This window comes from Streptomyces sp. A0592, assembly GCF_004795115.1.
Classification (GTDB): domain Bacteria; phylum Actinomycetota; class Actinomycetes; order Streptomycetales; family Streptomycetaceae; genus Streptomyces; species Streptomyces erythrochromogenes.
In genome coordinates, this window is sequence record NZ_SSBM01000001.1 from 531,701 (window position 1) to 554,515 (window position 22,815).

The following is a 22,815-nucleotide window of genomic DNA, read 5'->3' on the forward strand; positions in this document are numbered from 1 at the left end:
GCCCGAGGCGGCCGGAAGTGGGTGGGGAGGGGCCGGGCCGCCCTTGCCCGCGGCCTATGCGGCTGCCAGCATTCCAGCGCGCGCCCCGCGGGGGCCCCGGGGAAGGATCAGATCCCGGCGCCTCCCGCTGCACGGCTTCGACCCGCGAACAACGAGCCAGGAGTGCATCCCGTGATCCGATCGAAACTGCGTACGCTGCTGCTCGGTGCCGGCAGTGCGGCCGTCATGCTGGCCACCGCCCTCGTTCCCGCCACCGCGTCCGCCTCACCCGTTCCCGGGGACCGGGACGCGGCGGGCGCAGCCGCGGGCTTCTGGGCCTGTACGGTCCCGCCCGGCTACACCTTCACCTCCACCCAGCAGACCCTCAACTGCGGGGACAGCGGCTTCCGCACCTACTACTTCGTCCAGCCTCCCGCCGACGGGCTGTGGGCCTGCACCGTGGGCGACGGGTTCACCTACTCCTCCACCCAGAACACCCTCGACTGCTCGACCGGCGGCGGCTTCCGCACCAAGTACTTACTGCGCACCCCGAAAACCGGACTGTGGGCGTGCACCGTCCCCTCCGGCTTCACCTACACGAGCACGCAGAGCACCCTCGACTGCTCGACCAGCGGCGGCTTCCGCACGAAGTACCTCCTGCGGGCCTTCTGATCCCGGGCCCGGGCGCGTGCCGGAGCGGAACCACCGCTCCGGCACGCGCCGTTCAGCGGCCCAGCACCGCTTCCAGCGCCCTGCCCAGGCGCTCCAGCCACTCCTCGGCCGTACCCCGTCGAGCACCGCCCGGTGCGCGGCGCGCCCGCGGCGCGGGGGTTCAGGAAGGCGTCGGCGCGGGGGCGGACGGCGTGGTCGCGGTGGGGCTGCCTCCGTTCACGCAGGTCAGGGACACGATCACCACGGACTCGATCCCCCGCCCGGGATCCGGCGACGGGAGGGCCGTCAGGGCGGTCCAGTTGCCCTTCGTCAGAGTCAGCGTTCCGCTGCCCAGTTCGGGGCCGGCCTGCCAGCCGTGCTCGGAACGGGCCCGCTCGACGGCCGCCTTCAGGGCGGAGTCGACCGTCCCGGGCGCGTGGCGGCCCATCAGCCGTTCGGTGCACCGGCCCAGGACCTCCGAAGGCTGCCGGCCCACTGTGATGCCCTCCGCCGCCAGGACCGACGTCATCTCCGACACCACCGCGTCCGCGGGCAGCGGCGGGCCCGAGAAGCGCGGGGGCAGCGGTCCGAGGTCCTGGAACGGGCCCCCGCACGCCGTGGCCGTCGCCGTCAGCACGGCCGCCATGGCCAGGGAGCCCAGGACGGTGCGCCCCCGTTTCCGTCGCACGATGGTGTCCGTCCTCTCGGTGGGCTGCACGGCCGGCCAGTCTGCCATCCCGCCGATCTTGAGGAAGCACCGGCCATGGGCGCGTCGCCGCACCCCCGATCCGCAAGAGCCGGCCCAGCGCCGTGGCTAGCTCTGCTTCGTCCAGCGCTGGGACGCCTCCCCGCCGCACGTCCTGGTCACGAGGCCGCTGCTCATGCCGAGGTCGAGGCACCCGCCGCCGAGGTCGCTGCGGAGGCTGCCGCCCGAACCCGTGCGCCACACGCGGCCGATGTCCTGGGCGCAGTCGCCGACGAAGACGGCCTGGCCGAGCCCGTTGGAGTAGAGGCAGCTTCCGCTCTGCTGGTTGACCAGCTTGAAGCTTCCGTCCGACCGGCTCTGCACGGTCCAGCGGGCGGACCCGTTGCCGCAGTCGCCGAAGTCCGAGGCCCCGAAGACCTGGGTGATGCACTTGCCGTTGTTGCCGTTGCGGTAGCGGTAGGTCCCGGAGTCGGGGAGCGAGGGAGGCTGCGCGGGGGCCGCGGTGGGCGCCGTGGAGGTTCCCCCGGCGGACGGGCGGGACCCGCCGCCGTTGCCGCCCGCGTTCGCCGAGCTTCCGGAGCCGCCCGGGCCGGGCTGGGCGCCGCCACCGGGCACCGCCTCCGGGCCGGCGCCGGGGCCGGTTCCGCCGGCCGCGGTGACCGGGGCTCCGCCCGTGGCGCCCTGTGCCTGCCCCGGGTCCTGGGTCGGCGGCTGCGCGGGCGGGGCCGTACCGGAGGGGCTGCCGCCGGCCGCCGCACCCGTGCCGGCCGGGGCCGTCACGGGTGCCGCCGGGGTGTTCCGCGCCTCTGCCCGCGGTGCGGACATGTGCGGTAAGTACTGGATGGCGAGTGTCGTACCGCCCGAGACCACGACGACGGGAAGGACGGCGAGGAGGACGCGGGTACGGCGGCGCCGCTCGCGCCGCTCTGGTCCCTCCGGGCCCGGCCCGGCGGGGGGCGTGGCCTCCGGCCCGGGAGTCGCGGGCTCCGCCGCTTCCGCCGGGTCCGGCTTCCCGCCCGCGAGGGGGAGCGTCGGTACGTCGAGGCCCTGCACGTTCGCGGCGAAGGCGGCCCGCTCGGTGAGGCGCCCGTCGATCGCCACCGGCCACAGCGGCTGTGTGAACGGGCCCTGCCGGGAGGCGCGTGCGAGGAGGTCCGCCGCCGTGGGGCGGTCGTCCGGATCCTTGGCGAGGCAGGCCTCGACGAGCTCGGCGAGCTCGGGCTCCAGTTCCCGCAGGGGCTCCAGGTCGGGTTCCTCGTGGACGATGCGGTACAGCACGCCGTGCCCCGACTCGTCCCCGAAGGGCGGCCGGCCGCACGCCGCGTACGCGAGCACCGAACCCAGTGCGAACACGTCGGTGGCGCCGCTCAGCCTCCTCTTTCCAGAGGCCTGCTCGGGCGCCATGTAGGCGGGGGTGCCCACGACCATGCCGGTCCTGGTCAGCCGGCTCTGTTCGGCGGCCCGGGCGACACCGAAGTCGATGAGGGTCAGCCCGTCCAGGGTCAGCATGACGTTGGAGGGCTTGAGGTCGCGGTGGACCATGTCCAGCGCGTGCACCGACGCCAGGCTCGCCGCCGCCTCCCGGAGCAGCAGCCACAGCGCGTCCGCGGGCAGCGGTCCGCCGTGCAGCGTGAGGGCCTCCCGCAGGGTGATCCCGGGGACGTACGCGGTGGCGAACCACGGCGGCCGCGCCGTGCGGTCCCCGCCGAGCAGCGGTGCGGTGGCGCCGGCGGGCAGCCGGGCGAGATTGTCCAGCTCGTGCCCGAAGCGGCGCAGGAAGTCCTCGTCCTCGCCGACGACGGAGGCCAGCAGCTGCTTGACGGCGACGTACCGGCCCTCCCGGACGCCCAGGTACACCCGCCCCATGCCGCCGGCCCCGAGCCGGCCCGCGAGCGGGATCGGCCCGATCCGGCGCGGATCCTCCGCCTCCAGCGGCTCGGCTCCGCTCCCCGTCAGCTCAAACACGTCGCCTGCCCCGCTCGAACCAGAAACATTTTTCAGAAATCTATCCGGATGATCCGACTGGGGCAACGCGTCTGGTGGAGAGGCGAGTTGACCCGGAGAGGCCGATGTGGATCGCCTTGGCGTGTACACGTGACCGCCGGATGCGAGGGGCCGCGGCGGTGGCGTACCAGGGTCGTGCCGGGATCGTGAGAACCATTACATTCATCCCTCAATTGCCCCTTTTGGGGCAATCATGGTTCGCGGTATCTGTCGTCTATGTGCCGCGCGAGCGGCCCGCGTCGTCCGGGGACGGTCGGCGCCACTGGGAGTGACATGGGACGCGTGCGCGGCTGGACGGGCAACCGGCGGACGGCCCTGCCGATGGTGGCGGGCGGAGCCGTCGTCCTCGGGCTGGGCGGGCTCTACGTCACCGGACTCGTGGCGGGCGGCGACGTCGACCAGGGCACGCGCGTGCGCGGCGTCGACATCGGCGGCATGACCGCCGCCCAGGCCCGCCGGACGCTGGACCGGGAGCTCGGCCCCACTGCCGCCGCGCCCGTCGCCATGAAGATCGGCGACCGCGTCGAGAAGGCCGATCCCGCCGCTCTCGGGCTGTCCCTCGACACCGCCGCGACCGTCGACCGCGCCGTACGCAAGGGCTACGACCCCGTCACCGTCATCGGCGGCCTCTTCGCCTCCGGCCGGCGCGACGTCGAACCCGTGATCCGCGCGGACGAGCAGAAGGGCCGCGCCGCCGTCGACCGCATCGCCGAGACCACCGCCCGCGCACCCCGCGACGGCGCCATAGCCTTCGAGAAGGGCGCGGCGAAGGCCGTCACCCCCCTGGCCGGTGTCGACCTCGTGGAGGACCGGGCCCTCGACACCCTGCGCGACGCCTACCTGCGGACGGACACCGCCCCGGTCGTGCTTCCGGTCGAGCGCACCGAGCCGGCCGTCGGCGCAGAGGAGACCGGCCGGGCCCTGAAGCAGTTCGCCCAGCCCGCGATGTCGGGCCCCGTCGCACTCACCGTCGCCGGGAAGAGCATGTCGATCACCCCCGCCGTGCTCGGCGAGCACCTGAAGATGCGGCCCGACGCCCAGGGCCGCCTGGTCCCCGCCCTCGACTCCAAGGGGCTGCTCGCCGAACCCGCCGTGGCCCGCCCGATCGAGGAAGTCAGCCGTCCGCCGCTCGACGCCACGCCGCGCGTGGGCCCGGACGGCACCGTGGTCATGGCCCAGCAGAGCCGTACCGGCCGGAAGGTCACCGAGGATGCGCTGGGCAAGGCCGTCCTGCCGCTCCTGACCCGTACGGGCGCCGCCCGCAGCGGCGAGGTCGCCACCGTGGCCGTCCAGCCGGAGCTCAGCAGCGAGGAGGCTCGACGGATCGGCATCAAGGAGAAGATCTCCTCCTTCACCGTCGAGTTCCCGGCCGCCCCGTACCGCAGCACCAACATCGGCCGGGCCGTGGAGCTCATCAACGGCTCCCTCGTGCAGCCGGGCAAGGAGTGGAGCTTCAACCGCACGGTCGGTGAGCGCACCAAGGAGAACGGCTTCGTCGACGGCATCATGATCAACGACGGCCAGTACGTGAAGTCGCCCGGCGGCGGCGTCTCCGCGGTCGCCACGACCATGTACAACGCCGTCTTCTTCGCGGGCCTCAAGCCCGTCGAGCACGGCGCCCACTCCTTCTACATCGAGCGCTACCCCGAGGGCCGCGAGGCCACCGTCGCGTGGGGCACCCTCGACCTGCGCTGGATCAACGACTCCGGCAATGCGGTCTACATACAGGCCGAATCCACCGACACCTCGCTGACCATCACCCTCCTCGGCACCAAGAAGTACGACGAGATACGCGCGACCAAGGGGCCGCGCACCAACATCACGCAGCCCGAGAAGCGCACCGGGAACGGACCGGCCTGCGAGGTCCAGACCCCGCTCGAAGGCTTCGACGTGACCGTCGGCAGGGTCTTCGTCCAGGGCGGCAAGGACGTCCGCAACGAGGAGTTCAAGACCCACTACACCCCGCGCGACGAGGTCGTCTGCACCCCGGAGGCGCCCGCGGGAGCCAAGACACCGGCCCCGACGACGCCCGCGGCCCCGGCGGCCCCCGCCACCGCGCGGACGGCCGAAGCCGCGCCCGCCCCCGCCGGCACCTCCTCCGGGCACCTCAGCGCCGCCGCCGCACCCCGTACCTCCTGAGCGGCGGACCGGGACGAGGCGTGACACTCCCGGCGCGGTTTGTGCATGCCGGGCGCCATGGAGGCCGGGAAGTGCTACAACTGGGTTCGTGACCATTCCTCGTCGCCACCCGTGCCGGGCACGTCGGTGCGGTCACCTCTAGGCAACCGATTCAGAAGCGTCGCCGGCCAGGTATTCGTCCTCCAGGTGGCGATCGTGGTCCTGCTCGCGGCCGGGGCCCTGCTGGCCCTCGTCCTCCAGTCGCGCCACGACATCGACCGCGAGGCACGCAATCGCTCGGTGGCCGTCGCCGAGACCTTCGCACACCAGCTGGGCCTCCAGCCCGCGCTGAAGACCTCCGACCCCTCCACGCTCCTGCAGCCGCTCGCCGAGCAGACGCGCAAGGCCGCCGGGGTCGACTTCATCGTGGTGATGGACACCAACGGCATCCGCTACAGCCATCCCCAGCCCGACCGCATCGGCAAACGGTTCGTCGGAACCATCGAGCCCTCGCTGCAGGGCAAAGTCCACACCGAGAGCGTCGAGGGACCCCTGGGCAAGGAGATCCAGGCGGTGGTCCCCGTCAAGGACCCCGACGGCAAGGTCGTCGCCCTGGTGTCCGCCGGCCTCACCGTCGAGAACGTCACCGGCGCCCTCGACCGCCAGCTCCCGGTCATCCTCCTGGCCATCGCCACGGGCCTGGCCCTGGCCACCGTCGGCACCTGGCTGATCAGCAGGCGCCTGCGCCGCCAGACCCACGGGCTCGGCACGCAGGAGATGACCCGCATGTACGAGCACCACGACGCGGTGCTCCACGCCGTCCGCGAAGGCGTCGTGATCACCGACGGCGACGGACAGCTCGTCCTGGCCAACGACGAGGCCAAACGCCTGCTCGGCCTGCCCGAAGGCGCCGAGGGCCGCCCCATCGGGGACGTGCCCGGCCTGGAGCGCCGGATGTCGGACCTGCTGCTCTCCGGCCGCGAGGCCACCGACGAGGTGATCGGCTCCGGCGACCGCCTGCTCGTCGTCAACCAGCGGCCCACCCGTCCCCGCGGCCGGCCCGAGGGCGCGGTGGTCACCATCCGCGACTCGACCGAGATGCAGATCCTGACCACTCGGGCCGAAACGGCCCGCAGGCGCCTCAAGCTGCTGTACGACGCCGGCGGTGACATCGGCACCACCCTCGACGTGGTCCGCACGGCAGAGGAGCTCGCCGCCGTCGCCGTGCCCCGCTTCGCGGACTTCGTCACCGTCGACCTCGCCGACCAGGTCATCGACGGCGACGAGCCCGCCCCGGGCGCCGACATGCGCCGTACGGCGATCAGCGGCATCCGCTCCGACCACCCCCTCTACCCCGTCGGCCGGCTGATCGACTTCCTGCCGTCCACCCCGCAGGCCCGCGGCTACGGCACCGGACGGGCGGAACTGGTACCCGACCTGTCCAAGGCGCCCGGCTGGCAGGCCCAGGACCCGCCGCGCGCCCGCGCCATCGTCGACTACGGCATCCACTCGCTCATCGCTGCCCCGCTCATGGCCCGGGGCGTCGTCCTCGGAGTGGTCAACTTCTGGCGGTCGCAGAAACACGAGCCCTTCGACGAGGACGAGCTGTCCCTCGCCGAGGAACTCGTCGCCCGCGCGGCCGTCAGCATGGACAACGCCCGCCGCTACACCCGCGAACACGCCCTCGCCGTGACGCTCCAGCGCAGCCTGCTGCCGCGCGCCCTGCCCGAACAGAGCGCCATGGACGTCGCGCACTTCTACCTGCCCGCCCAGTCGGGGGTCGGCGGCGACTGGTTCGACGTCATCCCGCTGCCCGGCAGCCGCGTCGCCCTCGTCGTCGGAGACGTCGTGGGCCACGGCCTGCACGCCGCGGCCACCATGGGCCGGCTGCGCACCGCCGTGCACAACTTCTCCTCCCTCGACCTGCCGCCCGACGAGATCCTCGCCCGCCTGGACGACCTCGTACAGCGCATCGACCACGACCACAACGGGGACTCCGACGACGCGGACGGCGGCGTACTCGGCGCCACCTGCCTGTACGCCGTCTACGACCCGGTGTCCCAGCGCTGCACGATGGCCCGGGCGGGCCATCTGCCTCCGCTCCTGGTCGCCCCCGACGGCAGCACGCAGATCGTCGAGCTGCCCGCCGGACCCCCGCTGGGCCTGGGCGGCATGCCGTTCGAGACCGCGGAGCTGGACCTCGCCGAAGGCAGCCAGCTGGTCCTCTACACCGACGGCCTGGTGGAGGAGCGGACCCGCGACATCGGCGAGGGCCTGGAGCTGCTCCGGGCGGCACTGAGCCACCCCGACCGGGACCCCCACGACAGCTGCCGGGCCGTGCTCGACATGATGCTCCCCGCCCGGCCGACCGACGACGTGGCCCTGCTCATCGCCCGGACCCGGACCCTCGGCCCCGACCGGGTCGCCCAGTGGGACGTGCCCTTCGAGCCGAGCGCCGTCGGCGCCATGCGCAGCGTCGCCGCCAAGAAGCTGGAGGAATGGGACCTGACGGAACTCGGCTTCGCCGCGGAACTGATCCTCAGCGAGCTGATCACGAACGCCCTGCGGCACGGGAGCGAACCGGTACGGGTACGGCTCCTGCGCGACCACAACCTCACCTGCGAGGTGTGGGACGGCAGCAGCACGGCCCCCCACCTGCGCTACGCCGCCACCACGGACGAGGGAGGGCGCGGACTGTTCCTGGTGGCGCAGCTCAGCGAGCACTGGGGCACCCGCTACACGCCGGAGGGCAAGGTCATCTGGGCGGAACTGGCCCTGCCGGGCGCCCCCGGCGGCGGCGAGGCCGTCCTCACGGCCTTCCTGGACGTGGACCCCCTCTGACGGCGCCCCCGGCGCGGCGAAAAGGACCTGCCCGGCACGGCCGTGATCGCTACCATCGCCCGGTGCACCGTGAAACCGCCTGGTCCCCGTACCCGAAGATCCCCGCGAACACCCGGCTGGGAGAGGCCCGCGGCCGGACCTGGGTGGCCCACGAGAAGATCCACGGAGCCAACCTCGCCATCGTGTGCGACGCGGGGGGCGCCCACCCGGCCAAGCGGCGCGAGCTGCTCGGCGACGGCGGACTGGACGACTTCTTCGGCGTCGGCCGGATCTGGCCCGCGCTGGCGGTCGCGGCCACCCGCTGCGCGCAGAACCTGCGGGAGGCCACCGGCGCCGCGCCCACGGCGCCCGTGACCCTGTACGGCGAACTGGCCGGCGGCCACTACCCCCACCCCGACGTACCGGCCGTGCCGGGCGCGTCGGCCGTACAGACCGGCGTCTGGTACGCCCCCGACCTGATCTGGCTGCCCTTCGACGCGGCCGTCACCGACGAGGACGGCCCGCGCTGGGCCGCCGACCGCACCCTGCGCGCTGCGGCGGCCCCGGCCGGGCTGCACTGCGCACCGCTGCTGGCCGAGGGGCCACTCGCCCGGCTCCAGGAACTGCCGGTGCTCTTCCCGACCCGGCTGCCCGGCCTGCTCGGTCTGCCCGCGCTGCCGGACAACCTGGCGGAGGGCCTGGTCGTCAAACCCGCGGGGGAGTCGCGGGGGCCCGCCCGGTCCATGGCGAAGTCCAAGCAGCCCGCCTTCGCCGAGGACGAGCGCTTCGACGGCGCGCGCCCCTACCAGGCGCCCCCCGAAGGTGCCGCGGGCGTCCCCGGCTGGCTGCTCGCCCACGGAACCGGCCTGCTCACCCCGGCCCGCGCCGCGTCGGCCGTCAGCAAGCTGGGACCCCGTACCCCGCCCGGAGAGCTGGCCGCCGAGATCGCACGCGACGCCACCGAGGACGCCGCCCACGAGCTGGGCGGCCTGGACGAGGCCACCCGCCGGGCCCTGGAGGACTCCCTGCACGCCGGAGCCCTCACCCTGGCCCGGTTCGACGCCTCCGACCGCCACACGTGACAGGGGCGGCCCCCGGCGGACGCGCGGCCGCCTCAGGGGCCGCCCAGGTGGTTCGTGCCGATGCGGGCCGCCAGCAGGGCGATGTCGTCGTCGGCGGACGCAGGGACGAGGTGGGTGATCAGTGAATCGCACAGGTGGTCGAGCGGTTGGAGGGGCTCGGTGAGGAGGCCGGTGAGCTCGCTCAGGCGCTCGTCGATGTCACGGTTGCGCGCCTCGATCAGCCCGTCCGTGTACAGGACGAGCAGGCTGCCCTTCGGGAGCGTGATGTCGGTGGTGGTGAACGTGACCCCGCCGACGCCCAGCGGCGCCCCGGGCGGGGTCTTCACCAGGTAGACCGTCCCGTCGGGCTCGGCCACCGCGGGAGGCGGGTGTCCCGCCCGGGTGATCGTGCACCGGCCGCTGGCCGGGTCGCATACCACGTACAGGAACGTCGCGAGCATCGGCTCCGCCAGATCGGCGAGCGTCGCCTCCAGCTGGTGGAGCAGCGCTGTCGGCGGCATGTCGAGCCGGGCGAGGGCGCGGACGGTCGCGGAGAGGCGCCCCATCACCGCGGCGGCCGCGATGCCGTGCCCCATCACGTCCCCCATGAGCAGGCCGGCCCTGCCTCCGGCGAGGGGGACGACGTCGTACCAGTCCCCGCCGACCTCGTTGACGTCACTGGCCGGCAGGTAGCGGTGGGCGATCTCGATGCCCGGCGGCGCCGTGACGTGCTGCGGCAGCATGCTGCGCTGCAGCACGACGGCGGTCTCGTGCTCGTGGTGGTAGAGGCGGGCGTTGTCGATGCTGATGGCGGCCCGCGCGGCGAGCTCGCCGGCGAGGGCGACGTCGTCGGACCCGAAGGGCTCGAACGGCCGGGTGCGGTAGAAGGAGGCCACACCGAGGACGAGGCCGCGCGCGATGAGCGGGACCATCATGAAGGAGTGCACGCCCGTCTCGGCCAGCTGCGCGGGCTTGGGGGTGTGCCGGCTGGCCGATGCCACGGCCATGGCGTCGAGATGGGCCATCAGGAACGGCTGGCGGGCCGCGAGCGCCTGGGTGTACGGGGCCGTCGCGGGGAAGGTGAGCGTCCGGCCCAGCGGAGCGAGGATCTGGGTGACCGCGGTGCCGGTCAGCGGGGCCTTGCCCAGACGCCGCAGCGCGACACCCCCGGTCAGCCCCATGCCCGGCTCGTTGCCCTGCGCGAGCGAGTCCAGCACATCGACGGTGACGGCACTGGCGAGGTGCGGGACGGCGAGGTCGGCCAGCTCCTGCGCGGTGCGCTCGAGGTCCAGGCTGGCCCCGATCCTGGAACTGGCCTCGGTGAGCAGGGCCAGCCGGCGGCGTCCGGCCTCGGCCTCGGTGTGGTCGCGCTGCTGCGTGGTGATGTCGAGCAGGGAGGCGATCACGCCGATCGGCCGGCCGCCGGGGTCCTCCACCCGTACGTACGAGCACGCCCACACATGGTCGTGGTCCGGGTCGGCGGGGGTGCGGCCGCTGCGCCGGCGGTTGAGGACGGGTTCCCCGGTCGCCAGCACCTGGCGCATGGCCTCTTCCATCTCGCCCGCGTTCACCTCCGGCAGCACCTCGGCGAGCCGCCGGCCCACGTGGGCCGACTCCGTCAGACCGTTCATCGCCTCCAGCGCCGCGTTGACCTGGAGGAACCGCAGCTGCGTGTCGAGGACGGCGATCCCGACGGGCGAGCGGGCGAACAGGCCGTCCCACACCGCCGAGGCCCCCCGGATCCGGCGTGCCGCGTGCGCGTCGGCGGCGAACACCAGCACGGCCGAGGTCCCGTGGCGGCGGTCGGGCACGGGGCAGGCCCAGATCTCCAGCTCCAGCGGGTGGCCGTCGCGGTGCCAGGCGGTGACCGTGCCCATCACCCCGCGGCCGGTCGCCGCCGTCTCCCACAGGGACCGGCCCAGGCTGCGGTCGGCGCCGGGGTGGAGGAGATCCGCGATGTGCCGTCCGAGCACCTGGGGCGGGGCGTAGCCCAGCAGCTCCTGCGCGCCGTGGTTCCAGCGCACGATCGTCCCGTCACTGCCAGTGGCCATGAGCGCCACCGGCAGGGCGCCCAGCCACCCGCCGGCGTCCTGGGCGGCGCTGCTGATCAGATCCTCCAGCGGCATCTCCTCATGCATCCCGCACCCGCTCCTTCCGGGCGGACCCGGCCTCGCCGCGCGGCGGCCCCGGATCGCGGCGCAGCTCCCGCCGGCCGCTCGCCCGGTGCGGTCCGCGGCTGCGCTTCATCGCGTTCATCAGCTTCATCCTCACTCCGGGCGACCGGCGGCGCCCCCCGGCCGCCGCACTCGGGCGGTCTCCACCATGCGGCGTCCACCGTGCGTGCGACCGGCCGGCCGCCGCCCTTCCGCCTCCGCGTTCATCCGGTCGGCCGAGCACAGCAAGCCACCCGGGCCACGCCGGGCCACGCTGTGGGCAAGGACCGACACCACCGCACAGACGAGGACCGCACCATGTCCCACAGGCGACGCATCGGCATCATCGCGGGGGCCGCAGCGCTGCTGCTCAGCGCCACCGCTTGCTCGGGTCTGGGTCGGACCACCGTCGGCCAGCTCAGCTTCCGCGGCCACGACTCGCCGGTCGAGATCAGCTACAACAACACACTCGTCACGGGCTGCCACCGGATCGCCATTCCGGACGGGGCCACCCACGTCGAGAACAACACCCTCGTCGATGTGATCCTCTACCAGAACTTCGACTGCAAGCAGTCCGACGAGCCGAACAACGAGATCTACGTGGCGACGACGCTCTCGAACGTGACGGCCCCCAGGACCCGCCCGTGGCGGAGCTTCAGCGTCGTCCACTGACGCGTGCGATGCGTCGGCCGGCCTCCGCCCGGCCGACGCGGCGGCCGGGCGTAGGTCGCTGTCCCGCCACGATCGAGGCGAGGGCCAGCGCGAACCCGAGCAGCGGGACCGGGCCGAGCACCTGGTCGCGCGACCGTCGCAGCCGTCGACGTCCCCGGTGCGCTGGGTGCATTCCGCCGCGCGTATCCGCACGTGCGGGTCGCCCTGCGGGTCGGGGCCAGCGACGACCTCGTCGAGCAGGTCAGGGACGGGACCGGCCCGGGACCGGCTCGTCGCCGTGGTCGCGCCGGACCATCCGCTCGCCGGGGAGCGGGCTGTGGACCTGCGCAGACTGTCGGCCGAGGTGTTCGTGGATTTGCCTGCGGGCACGGCCGGGCGCGTCAGTCCGACCAGGCCTTCGCGGCGGCCGGCCTGAACCGCGACGTCGCCTTCGAGGTGACCACCGCGGAGTTCATCGACCGGCTCGTCGGCCAGGGCCTGGGCATCGCGATGCTCCCCTCCGCCTACGTGCCCCGGCTTGCCGGGGTGGCCACCGTCGAGGTCACCGACGTGCCGGCCCGCGTGGAGTACGCCGTCTGGAGCCGCGCCACCCCCACTCCCGCGGCCGCCGCCTTCCTCGACGTTCTCGGCATCCGGACCGCGAAGGCCCCGTGAGCCGCGGGCCGTCGCAGGCTCCGGTCAGGGTCCGGCCGCGGCGCGCCGGATCGAGTCCAGCGCGCGCGTCACGTCGTCCTCGGTCGTCGACCAGTTGCTCACCGAGATGCGCATGACGCGCCGGCCGTGCCAGGTGGAGCCGCTGATCCACGTGGTCCCGTCGTCGAGCAGCCGGGTGAGTACCCGTTCGGTGCTTTCGTCGTCGCCGAACTCGGCGCACACCTGCGTGAACACCACCTCGTTCAGCACCCGGGCGCCGTCGATCGCGGCGATGCCGTCGGCGAACGCCCGGGCGTGCCGGCACAGCCGGTCGACGAGGTCGGCCACCCCCGAGCGGCCCAGGGACCTGAGCACCGCCCAGACCGTGAAGGCCCTTCCGCGCCGGGACAGCTCGGGGACCTTGTCGACGGGGTCCCCGTGCTCGTGCTGGATGAGGTAGTCGCCGCGCTGCCCCATCGCGGCGCGCAGCGCGGACGGGTCGCGCACGACGGCGATGCCGCAGTCGTAGGGGACGTTCAGGGTCTTGTGCGCGTCCGTCGCCCAGGAGTCGGCGGCGTCGCAGCCCTCGGTCAGGTGCGCGAGGCGCGGCGAGGCGGCCGCCCACAGCCCGAAGGCGCCGTCCACGTGCACCCACGCGTCCGCCTCGCGAGCGGCCCGGACGGTCTCGGTGAAGGGGTCGAAGGCGCCGGAGTGGATGTCTCCGGCCTGGAGGACCACGATGGTCGGGCCCGGCCCGCCCTCCGCCAGGGCGCTCCGCAGGGCCTCCGGCTCCATGCGCCCCTGATCGTCCGCCTTCACCAGGACGGGGGCGCCGAGCCCCAGGTAGCGCAGACCCAGGTCGACGGCCATGTGGCGGCCCTCTCCGGCGAGCACGCGCACGGGCGGACCGCCCACGAGTCCGTCGCGGGCGACGTTCCGGCCGACGCGCCGCAGCAACTCGTCGCGTGCGGCGGCGAGGCAGGTGAAGTTGGCCATCGTGGCACCGGTGGTGAAGCCGACGGCGCTCTCGGGGGGCAGACCGAGCAGATCGAGCAGCCACGCGCCGGCGACCTCTTCCGCCGCCGCGTACGCGGGTGAGGCGGCCCGCATCACGGAGTTCTGGTCCCATGCGCTGACGAGCCAGTCCGCGGCCAGCGCGGCGGGCTCCGTACCGCCGACCACGAACCCGTAGAAGCGGCCGCTCGGGAAAGCGGTCAGCCCCGGTTCGCAGGCAGTGGCCAGCAGGTCGACGACGTCGGCCGGAGGGCTGGGGGCATCGGGCAGTTCGGTACCGAGCGCGCGCACGATCTCCTCGACCGTGGCGCGTGCCGGAACGGGCCGGTCGGACAGGCTCGCGAGCCACCGGACGGCATGCTCGTGCGCCCGCCGGAGCGCGGCCTCCCGCGCGTCCATACCTCGGACTATGGGACAGGAGCCGCCACCGCGCAAGCCGCGGCCCGTACGTTCGTTCCCCCTGGCTGGTCCGTGCTGTCAGTGCTGGGCGGCGGTGGTGTCGAGGGCGCCCAGGGCGGTGGCCCAGGGGAAGGGGGCAGGGGCGTCGGCGGGGGTGTTGTCGTGGAGGAGGAGCTGGACCCCGGCGTTGCGCAGGGTGGCGAGGGAGATCTCGTACTGGGGGTGCGCGGCGAGGGCGCTGTTGGTGCAGGAGATCGCGGTGACGGGGGTGCCGTTGCCGAGGGCTTCGGCGGCGAGGCCGACGGTCAGCCGGTCGGTGAGCCCGAGGGCCCAGGCATTGACGGTGTTGAAGGTGGCGGGGGCGCAGAGCAGCGCGTCGGGCGCGGGCCACTGCTCGGGCTCGCCGGGGAGCTGGTACTGCCAGAGCACGGGATGGCCGGTGAGGGCGGCGAGCCCGTCGAGGCTCTCCGCGAGCCAGTGCGCGGCGGTGGGGGTGAGCCCGAGGCACACGTTCCAGCCGCGGGCCTGGGCGTCTTCGATGACATGGGCGACGTCGAACACGGGTGGGGCGGCGGAGCAGAGCAGGTAGAGGGTCTTCGTGGTCATGCGGCCAATATGATCATATCGCTTGACCTCAAGTGTGGTTGAGGCATCAGGATCGAGCCCATGGACACCGAACTCGCGGTCGCGGCCGCTGACATCAAGGCCATCGAAGAGGTCGTCGCCGCGGTCGAACGCACCCAGCGGGCCAAGGACGTCGAGGGCTTCCTGGCGTTGTTCCACCCGGACGCGCTGTGGACCACGGCGCACGGCAAGGTCCTCATCGGCCTCGGGGAGATAGCCGCATTCACTCGTGCCGTACTGCCCGGGGCGACCTGGGACGGGGAAGTCACCTACGAGGTCGCCCACGTGCAGTTCCTGCGGCCGGACGTCGCGGCGGTGAAGGTACGACAGGTCTACCACGCCCCCGACGGCAGTGAGGGCGCCCCGCTGTACGTGATGACGCGGGAGGCCGACGGGCCCTGGCTGCTGACCGCCTGCCAGAACACCCAGGTGGTGAAGGACCCGGCCTGATGCCTCGCGCGGGGCGCTCCCTGACGCGCCCTGTCGCTCTGCAACCGCTGGTGGTGGACAGTGGTGCTGTGGTCGACGTCGACGCGGTGGCAGCCGAGCTGTACGGGCTCAGGCCGGAGGAGTTCACGGCAGCCCGGGACGCCCGCGCGGCCGCCGCGCGCAAGGCGGGGCAGCGGGCCGAGGCGCAGCGCATCGCCGCCCTGCACAGGCCCACGCGCGCGGTGTGGGCCGCGAACCGGCTCGCCCGCGCCGACGCGGACCAGGCCCGGCACCTGCTGGAGATCGGGCAGGGGCTGCGCGAGGCGCACCGGACGCTCTCGGGAGAGGATCTGCGGAAGCTGTCCCACCAGCAGCACGTGGTGATCGCGGCGATGGCCGGAGAAGCCCGTCGCCTGGCCGGCGAAGCGGGGGAGGAGCTCTCCGCGGGGGTCCAGCGGGAGGTCGAGCAGATTCTGCGCAGCGTGCTCGCCGATCCCGGCGCCGCCGAGGCCTGGGCGCGGGGAGTGCTGGCGAAGGCGCCGCCCCAGGCCGTGGGCTTCGCCGAAGTGGCCCCCGAACCGGGCGTGGAACCCCGGCCGCCGCAACACGAGCCGGAGGCGGAGGGGAAGCCCAAGGCGGGGCGGAAGCCCAAGGCGGAGCCCGAGCCGGAGTCCGAGCCGGAGTCCGAGCCGGAGCCGGACGCGGGGGAGGCCGAGCGGACGAGCAGGGAGGCCGCACTGGCCGAGCAGGCGCTGGCCCGGGCGGAGACGGAGCGGGAACAGGCCCGGACCGGCCTCGGCGCGCTCGACGAGGAGATCGGACGGCTGGAGGAACGGTTGGAGCGCGCCCGGGCCGAGCGCGAGCGCCTCGCGGCTGTCGCGGAGAACGCCGAGCGCCGCCACCGGGAGGCCGAACGGGAGGCGAAGGCGGCCCGGGCGGCGGCGAGGAAGGCCCGCCGCCGCTGACCGGCCGCGTTTCCGTCGCGCTACCTCCGCGGCATGTTCGACCGGGCCGGTGGGCAGCGCTCCGCCACCGCCGCGCAGCGGCGTCAGTGCCGGCACATAGGGTCATGAGCATGATCGTGAAGAGTGAATTCAGTGACGCCTTCCTGCTGGAGGCCGAACGCCACGCGGCCTGGGGCGCCGCGCAACTGGAGGCCCTGACCGGGTTCATGCCGGAAGGACCCTGGACGGCCGACCTCGAGGCGTGTCTGTACCGGCAGGGGGATCTGCAGCTCCGGGTGGCCGTGCTGGGCACCTACGACGTGCGGGAGCAGTCCTGGATGTGGGGCTGGGCCAATCCCGGACTGCGCGGCAGCCAGGTCGTGGCCCTGACCGGCGCGATCGAGCGCTACGGACGGGCCCACGGGATCGCCGAGTTCACCGAGGAGGTCCTGGACCTGTCCGGCTTCGAAGACCCCCGGCGGGCGGCGGAGACACTGGCCTTCGCGGGCATGGGTGTTGCCGAGGCGCCCGGATACCTCGGCCTCCCGGCGGGGCCGGACAGCCAGGTCTACTTCCTGCCGGACGACGCCCAGGTGCCTCGGGCCGGCCTCGACGCGGTGGCACTGCCGCGCCATCTCGTGACCGGCGCGGGGCTGATCGGCCGCTCGGCCCGGCGGGTGGTCACCGGCTATCTGGAGTACCACGGCCTGCCGGCGCGGGAGGACGGGCCCCGGATCCGTTCCGAGCTTCCCGGCGGCAGCGCGGCGGAGATCGAGTTCGACGACGCGGGCCGCATCGCCGCCGTACGCCTGACCGCGGTCTGACCGACCGTCCCCGCGACGGGCCCGTGCCCGCTTTCCGGACCGCGCCGACCGGCGCACGTGCCTCACCGCGCGGCGGCCGGGCCCGTGACCACGCTCGGTCCGGCCAAGTTGCGTACCGGGGCGCTGCGATGGGCCCGTAGGGGGCCGGCCCACGGCCGCGCCGTCCCACCTGCGTCGCGACATCGCGGGGCCGGCCGCGCCACCGGGTGCGGCGGAGCCCGGAGCGACGGACACGGGCCCGTAGGGCATGGAACGCCCGGGGCTGCCGGTGCTGGTGGGGCCGGCGCCGCCGGCGCCGGCCCCACCGAAACGGGCCTTTCCGGTCCATCGTGGGCAGGGCCCCCTACCGGCAGCTCGTCATGACGGCCCCGGGCACCGGTGTTTCGTCGCCGTAGCGGAATTCGGCCAGTAAACGGGCGGGCGCACCACCCGGAGGCGGTTGTCCATATCCCGTCCTTTCGCCACAGGCGGTCCCGTGGTGGCATGTCCATGCCGAAATTGATCGGTGACCCCCGATGAATGGAGAAACAAGGATGTTGCTCCGCAGACTGACCGTCGGCGCGGCGGTGGTGGCGTTGTCGACCCTGGCGATGCCGGCACAAGCCCACAACGCCACATATCCGCCCGGGAGAATCACGGTCGACGTGGTCGGCGTGAACGGTTCGGGATGTCCGCAGGGGACGGCGAGCGTCGCCGCCGCCTCCGACAACACCTCGTTCACGGTCACGTACAGCGACTACCTCGCGCAGACCGGCGCCGGCTCCGGCGGGACCGACTTCCGCAAGAACTGCCAGCTCGCCCTCCAGATCCACGTGCCGCAGGGCTTCACGTACGCCATCGCCCGCGCGGACTACCGCGGCTTCGCCCACCTCCAGCGCGGGGCCTACGGGCAGGAGCGCGCCAACTACTACTTCCAGGGCATGGCCCAGACGACCCGCCGGACCCACCAGTTCAACGGCCCCTACTCCGACAACTGGCAGGCGAGCGACCAGACGGAGTACGCCGACCTGGTCTGGGCGCCGTGCGGCGAGGAGCGCAACCTCAATGTCAACAGCGAACTGCGTGTGTACGCCGGAACATCGAGCCCGCAGAACCTGAGCTTCATGAGCATGGACTCCACGGACGGCAGCGTCAGCACGGTCTACCACTTCGCGTGGAAGGAATGTCCCACGGTCTGACACGGCGTGAGCCTCGGAACCAGCACATCACGGTCAGGAGTGACAACGATGTCCCATTCCCTGCTCCGCACTCTGTTCACCGGCGCCGCGGCAGCGGCACTGATCGCCACGGCGACCCCGGCCGGAGCCGCCGACCCCGCACCGCAGATCACCGCACCGCCCGACAAGATCGTGATCGAACTCGCCACGGTGAACGGGTCCGGCTGTCGGGAGGGCACCGCGGAAGTGGCGGTCGCACCCGACAACACGGCCTTCACCGTCACCTACAGTGAATACCTCGCGCAGGTCGGGCCGGGTGCGCCGCCGACCGGATTCCGCAAGAACTGCCAGCTCAATCTGCGCGTCCACGTTCCTTCGGGATTCACCTACGCCATTGTCCAGGCGGACTACCGGGGATTCGCATTCCTCCAACCGGGCGCCTGGGGCCAGGAGAGGGCGAACTACTACTTCCAGGGAATGCCGCAGACCACCCAGCGCACCCATCAGTTCAACGGTCCGCTCAATGACAACTGGCAGGCGACCGACAGGACGGAGTACGCGGACCTCGTCTGGGCGCCGTGCGGTGAGAAACGCAATTTCAACATCAACACCGAACTGCGCGTGAACGCGGGAACGTCCAACCCGCAGGCCGCCACCAGCTTCATGACCATGGACTCCACCGACGCGAGTGTGAGCACGCTCTACCACCTGGCCTGGCAGGCCTGCCCCGCCCCCCGGCCGCGTTCGCACTAGGACGCGCCCGTTGTCGGAGGTCCCGCCGAGCGGGACGGTACGGCGCAGACCTCCGACAACGCAGGCGTGCACCCTGCTCAGGCCGTGCGCCGCGCCCCCGACGGGAAGTGGGCGCGGGCCTCGGGCAGGTACATGGGAACGACGGCGGCCGCGGCCAGCAGATCCGGCAGGGCGTTGAAGACGGCCCACCAGGCGGGTTCGATCCCGTCCATGCCGAGGTCGCCGACCCGGAAGAGCAGGAACACGGCCCCCACGACGGTCAGTACTGCGCGGGCCCAGCCGCGCCCGGCCCGCATCCGCGCCGCCACGGCCAGCCAGCCGGCCATGAGGACGGTCAGCGCCCCGGCCGACCAGGCAAGTTGGGTGATCGCGCCGCTGCGCCCCGTGTGCTCGGTCAACTCGTCCAGGCCGGTGGGCGCCACCACGAACACCCCCAGCACCCAGACCAGGACCTCCGCCGCGACGGCCGCCAGTGTGAGCGCCCATGCCGCCTCGATCTGCCGCGGCCGCCTCGGGACCGCGCTGCTGCTACCGGTGTTCATGACAGCCTCCTTCCGGGATACGCCCGGTGAGAGTGCGAACGGGACCCGAAGGTTGCCTCCGATCGACCTGAAGCAGGATCGGGGCCCTTGCGCGTCCCTTGTTCCACACCGGTGTTCGGCTAGGTTGGCGGGATGTCCGAGATACGAACCGACCGTCTCGTCCTGCGCCAGTGGCGGGAGTCCGACCTGCGGCCCTGGGCGGCGATGAACGCCGATCCCCAAGTCCGTGAGCACTTCGACGGCGTGCTCACCCGGGAGCAGAGCGAGGCGTCCGCGGCCCGCTTCCGCGCCGCCATCGAGCAGCGCGGCTGGGGCTGGTGGGCGGTCGAGGTACGGGAGACCGGCGAGTTCATCGGGTTCACCGGGCTGGACCCGGTCGACGAGGACATGCCGTTCACCGGAGTCGAGGCCGGCTGGCGGCTGGCCCGCTCCTCCTGGGGCCACGGCTTCGCCACGGAGGCCGCGCTGGCCGTCCTGGCCTTCGGTTTCGAAACCCTCGCGCTGCCCGAGATCCTCGCGGTGACCACGGCCGGCAACCTCCGTTCCCGGGCGGTGATGCGCCGTATCGGGATGACCCGCGACCCGGCCGACGACTTCGACGACCTCACCGTGCCCGACGGCCCGCTGCGCCCGAGCGTGGTGTACCGCATCCAAGGCGGACTCCGGGCCCCCGCCCGGCCGTAGCGCACGGGAGCATCGGCGGCCGGGCCGAGCGGGCTGACCTGCACGGGAGTCGACGGGGTCGGGCCGGGGCCCGTGCACGGCCGCCGCCCGGGGCGGGTTACCGTATCCCTTCATTCGAGGGGGAAACACAGATGTCGCAGAACACGGGGTGGGCACAACACCCGGGACAGCCCGTGCCACAGTGGGGAGGCGGCTGGGTGCCGCCGGCGGCGCCGAAACCGGGCGTCATACCCCTCCAACCGCTCAGCCTGGGCGACATACTCGGCGGTGCGTTCGCATCCTTCCGCCGTTACTGGAAGCCGCTGGTCGGCATGATGCTCGCCGTACAGGGCATCGGGATCCTGCTCGTGACCCTGGCCGCCGGCATCGCCGTCGCGGTCGTGTTCGACCGGTTCGCCACCGTCTTCGACCTCCCGCCGGGCGAAAGCGCCGCCGACGAGGACGTGATGGCCCTGCTCCTCGCCTTCGTGCCGGCCGCGGTGCTCCTGCTGATCACGGTGCTGGTGGGTGCGGCGCTGATCGGCGCGCTGGGTCCGGCCGTGATCCAGGAGGCCGTGCTGGGACGGCCCACGACGTTCGGCGCGATGTGGCGCCGCTGCTGGTCCAGGCTGCCGTCGGTGCTCGGCACCGTGTTCCTCACCGGGCTGATCGCGGGCGGGCCGATGCTCCTGGTCTACGCGATCGGCATCCCGCTGGTCATCATGTCCGACGACGGATCCGGACCGCCGGCCGGCCTGTTCGTACTGATCCTGGGCGTCCTGGTCTGCCTGCCCGTCTCGGTCTGGCTCGCGACGCGCCTGAGCCTCGCGCCCGCCGCCGCGGTGTGCGAGGGGCTCGGCGCCGTCGCGGCGCTGCGGCGCTCGTCCCACCTGGTCAAGGACGGCTGGTGGCGCGTGTTCGGCATCACCGTGCTGGGCTACTTCGTGGCGATGGCCGTGGGCTACGCCGTCCAGATGCCGTTCACCTTCGTCGGCATGGCCGCGTTCCTGCCGACCATGCTGGACGCGGGGGATCCGGGCGCGGATCCGAGCGTGGCCATCGCCGGCCTCGGTGTGTACGTGATCTGCATCCTGGTCGGCAGCCTGGTCAGCGGACTCTTCCAGTTCGGCTTCCCGCCGCTGGTCGCCGCCCTGCTCTACGTCGATCTGCGAATGCGCAAGGAGAACTTCGCGGAGACCCTGATCGCCGCCACGCCCCCGACCGCCCCCGCCGGCGCTGCCGCCCCGACCGCCACCGCCGCCCCGACCCCGCCCCCGGCCGACGCCCCGTCACCCGACCAGACGTGACGTGACAGCGCCCGCCTGACCTCGCCGCCTCCGGGCGGCGGGGTCACCTCCGGGGAATGCGCGGTCAGGTGGTGGCCGTGACGCGGAGGAGGTTGTGGTCCGAGACCGTCGTGTCGAGGGGGAGGGCATCGGCGGTCGCCGCCAGGACGTGCGGGGCGCTGAGGAAGACGTAGTCGAGCTTCTTCGGACCGAAGGTCGTCTCGCCCGACCGGCAGGCGGAGGCCGTCGCGGGCGGGCAGGCGGCCGGGTCGAAGAACTCGGGGTCGCTCTCGTCGGCCTCGACGAAGGCCCCGTGGGCGCCTTCGCCCCGCTCGGGCAGGTAGAAACGCGACAGCGTGTCCGTGCGCGGGGAGTGGTTGAAGTCGCCGCCCAGGACGACGGCGAACCCGTCGTCCAGCCACGCGTGGGCCTGCGCCGCCAGTCGGTCCGCCTCCGGCACCGCGAGCGTGCCGTCGTCCCAGTAGAGGTGGACCGAGCAGGACCAGGTGGGCCGGTCCGCGAGGGACGCCAGAACGCAGGGCACGGTGATCGGCTCGCGTTCCCCGCCCACCGTCAGGTCGAGTTCCGCCCTGTCCGAGACCGGGCCGCGGACGAGGACGGCGTTCCCGTACGCGTACCCCTCGCAGATGGCCGGGTTCCCGCCCGGCAGGGTCGCCGAGTGGAACCCCCGGTAGCCCAGCGGACCCAGGCGGTCCAGGAGCTCGCTGTACTGGTGTTCGCACACTTCCTGGAGGAAGAGCTGGTCGGCCGCCCAGCCCCCGGGATCGGCCTCGGCGGCCAAGGCCGCGATCCTGCGCGCGCGGTCGTACGGGGGAGCGGCGCACATGTTGCCGCAGATGTTGTAACTCGTCAGCCGGACCGTCCCGGCCGCGGCAGCACGCGGTGCGGGCGGGACGAGGACGGACAACGCGGCGGCGGTGAGGGTGAGGACGGCCAGAGCGGCAGGGGTTCGGCGCACACCGGTGATGCTTCCCGTGCGAACCCCCGGTTCCCCGACGCCACCCGCTCATGGGCCGGAAGAGCGCAACCGCGTGCCCCCGGACGGGTTCGTACGGGGCCGACCCGGACGCGGCGGCGACCCCCTCGTACCGTGGCGCACAGGCGTCAATCCTCGAAGGCACCACGACCCGCCCTCCCCTCATGGGGTCATTTCCTGAACAGCCGGCGGTGCTGCGCCCAGGCCCGTGGGCCGAAGGGGTGGACCGGACAGGATCATCGACATCCTCAGTACAGCGACGGCAGATTTTTTCGTCAACACTTTTCACAAGGATTGAAGGAACTCCGAGTTCACAGCCCTGACACGCATATGACGCAGCGTCCGGCCTTCGTTTCGTGAACGTTCAAGCCCTTGACGGCCTCCCC

At 73.1% G+C, this 22,815-nt stretch carries 20 protein-coding genes and 1 pseudogene; 13 read left to right on the forward strand and 8 right to left on the reverse strand.

Annotated features, from left to right (window positions below):
- Positions 1-171 precede the first annotated feature (171 nt).
- Positions 172-651: a hypothetical protein gene (locus E6U81_RS02490; RefSeq protein WP_136228353.1), complete on the forward strand. Its 480-nt coding sequence runs from the start codon at positions 172-174 to the stop codon at positions 649-651.
- 160 nt (positions 652-811) lie between these two features.
- Here E6U81_RS02490 and E6U81_RS02495 read toward each other — a convergent pair whose 3' ends face one another.
- Both E6U81_RS02495 and E6U81_RS02500 read right to left on the reverse strand, forming a co-directional pair.
- Positions 812-1,366, reverse strand: a complete 555-nt coding sequence (locus E6U81_RS02495) for a hypothetical protein (protein WP_136228354.1) — start codon at positions 1,364-1,366, stop codon at positions 812-814.
- 78 nt (positions 1,367-1,444) lie between these two features.
- Complete coding sequence (locus E6U81_RS02500) at positions 1,445-3,301, reverse strand: serine/threonine protein kinase (RefSeq protein WP_136228355.1); 1,857 nt, start codon at positions 3,299-3,301, stop codon at positions 1,445-1,447.
- 312 nt (positions 3,302-3,613) lie between these two features.
- Here E6U81_RS02500 and E6U81_RS02505 point away from each other — a divergent pair, with 312 nt between their 5' ends.
- The 3 genes from E6U81_RS02505 to E6U81_RS02515 all read left to right on the forward strand — a co-directional run bounded on the left by E6U81_RS02505 (position 3,614) and on the right by E6U81_RS02515 (position 9,360).
- On the forward strand, positions 3,614-5,479 hold the full coding sequence (locus tag E6U81_RS02505; protein WP_136228356.1) for a VanW family protein: 1,866 nt from the start codon (positions 3,614-3,616) through the stop codon (positions 5,477-5,479).
- Positions 5,480-5,665: 186 nt separating this feature from the next.
- The gene (locus E6U81_RS02510) at positions 5,666-8,299 is read left to right on the forward strand and encodes a SpoIIE family protein phosphatase (protein ID WP_346766118.1); all 2,634 of its coding nucleotides are present in this window, start codon (positions 5,666-5,668) and stop codon (positions 8,297-8,299) included.
- Between the two features lie 62 nt (positions 8,300-8,361).
- Entirely contained in the window at positions 8,362-9,360 is a 999-nt protein-coding gene (locus E6U81_RS02515; RefSeq protein WP_168714527.1) for an RNA ligase family protein, read from the forward strand.
- A gap of 32 nt (positions 9,361-9,392) precedes the next feature.
- On the opposite strand, the gene E6U81_RS02520 is transcribed toward E6U81_RS02515, so the two are convergent.
- Positions 9,393-11,477 (reverse strand): SpoIIE family protein phosphatase, encoded by a 2,085-nt coding sequence (locus E6U81_RS02520; RefSeq protein WP_136228358.1) that lies wholly within the window; start codon positions 11,475-11,477, stop codon positions 9,393-9,395.
- Positions 11,470-11,595, reverse strand: a complete 126-nt coding sequence (locus E6U81_RS41620) for a hypothetical protein (protein ID WP_276615788.1) — start codon at positions 11,593-11,595, stop codon at positions 11,470-11,472. The genes E6U81_RS02520 and E6U81_RS41620 overlap by 8 nt, the downstream gene beginning before the upstream one ends.
- Positions 11,596-11,810: 215 nt before the next feature.
- Here E6U81_RS41620 and E6U81_RS02525 point away from each other — a divergent pair, with 215 nt between their 5' ends.
- Positions 11,811-12,164: a hypothetical protein gene (locus E6U81_RS02525; protein ID WP_136228359.1), complete on the forward strand. Its 354-nt coding sequence runs from the start codon at positions 11,811-11,813 to the stop codon at positions 12,162-12,164.
- 144 nt (positions 12,165-12,308) lie between these two features.
- Positions 12,309-12,818 (forward strand): annotated as a pseudogene (locus E6U81_RS02535) (LysR substrate-binding domain-containing protein); the annotation flags it as partial.
- 24 nt (positions 12,819-12,842) lie between these two features.
- On the opposite strand, the gene E6U81_RS02540 reads toward E6U81_RS02535, so the two are convergent.
- Positions 12,843-14,210 (reverse strand): pyridoxal-dependent decarboxylase, encoded by a 1,368-nt coding sequence (locus E6U81_RS02540; RefSeq protein ID WP_136228361.1) that lies wholly within the window; start codon positions 14,208-14,210, stop codon positions 12,843-12,845.
- Between the two features lie 78 nt (positions 14,211-14,288).
- On the reverse strand, positions 14,289-14,816 hold the full coding sequence (locus E6U81_RS02545; protein ID WP_136228362.1) for a flavoprotein: 528 nt from the start codon (positions 14,814-14,816) through the stop codon (positions 14,289-14,291).
- Between the two features lie 60 nt (positions 14,817-14,876).
- Between E6U81_RS02545 and E6U81_RS02550 the strand changes: the two genes are divergently transcribed.
- From E6U81_RS02550 to E6U81_RS02570, 5 genes are all read left to right on the forward strand, one after another.
- The gene (locus tag E6U81_RS02550) at positions 14,877-15,284 is read left to right on the forward strand and encodes an SgcJ/EcaC family oxidoreductase (RefSeq protein ID WP_136228363.1); all 408 of its coding nucleotides are present in this window, start codon (positions 14,877-14,879) and stop codon (positions 15,282-15,284) included.
- Positions 15,285-15,352: 68 nt separating this feature from the next.
- The gene (locus E6U81_RS02555) at positions 15,353-16,228 is read left to right on the forward strand and encodes a hypothetical protein (protein WP_136228364.1); all 876 of its coding nucleotides are present in this window, start codon (positions 15,353-15,355) and stop codon (positions 16,226-16,228) included.
- Positions 16,229-16,338: 110 nt separating this feature from the next.
- A complete protein-coding gene (locus tag E6U81_RS02560; protein ID WP_168714528.1) occupies positions 16,339-17,031 on the forward strand; it encodes a DUF6882 domain-containing protein in 693 nt (230 codons plus the stop codon).
- 533 nt (positions 17,032-17,564) lie between these two features.
- Positions 17,565-18,209, forward strand: a complete 645-nt coding sequence (locus tag E6U81_RS02565) for a DUF4360 domain-containing protein (protein WP_136228365.1) — start codon at positions 17,565-17,567, stop codon at positions 18,207-18,209.
- Positions 18,210-18,257: 48 nt separating this feature from the next.
- Entirely contained in the window at positions 18,258-18,941 is a 684-nt protein-coding gene (locus E6U81_RS02570; RefSeq protein WP_240803575.1) for a DUF4360 domain-containing protein, read from the forward strand.
- Positions 18,942-19,018: 77 nt separating this feature from the next.
- On the opposite strand, the gene E6U81_RS02575 is transcribed toward E6U81_RS02570, so the two are convergent.
- Positions 19,019-19,483 carry a hypothetical protein gene (locus E6U81_RS02575; protein WP_136228366.1) on the reverse strand — a complete coding sequence of 155 codons (465 nt, stop codon included), beginning with the start codon at positions 19,481-19,483 and terminating at the stop codon, positions 19,019-19,021.
- A 132-nt stretch (positions 19,484-19,615) separates the two neighbouring features.
- On the opposite strand from E6U81_RS02575, the gene E6U81_RS02580 reads away from it, so the two are divergent.
- Positions 19,616-20,167, forward strand: a complete 552-nt coding sequence (locus E6U81_RS02580) for a GNAT family N-acetyltransferase (protein WP_136228367.1) — start codon at positions 19,616-19,618, stop codon at positions 20,165-20,167.
- A gap of 173 nt (positions 20,168-20,340) precedes the next feature.
- On the forward strand, positions 20,341-21,453 hold the full coding sequence (locus E6U81_RS02585) for an oxidoreductase (RefSeq protein ID WP_136228368.1): 1,113 nt from the start codon (positions 20,341-20,343) through the stop codon (positions 21,451-21,453).
- A 64-nt stretch (positions 21,454-21,517) separates the two neighbouring features.
- On the opposite strand, the gene E6U81_RS02590 is transcribed toward E6U81_RS02585, so the two are convergent.
- A complete protein-coding gene (locus tag E6U81_RS02590) occupies positions 21,518-22,411 on the reverse strand; it encodes an endonuclease/exonuclease/phosphatase family protein (protein WP_136228369.1) in 894 nt (297 codons plus the stop codon).
- Between the last annotated feature and the right edge of the window lie 404 nt (positions 22,412-22,815).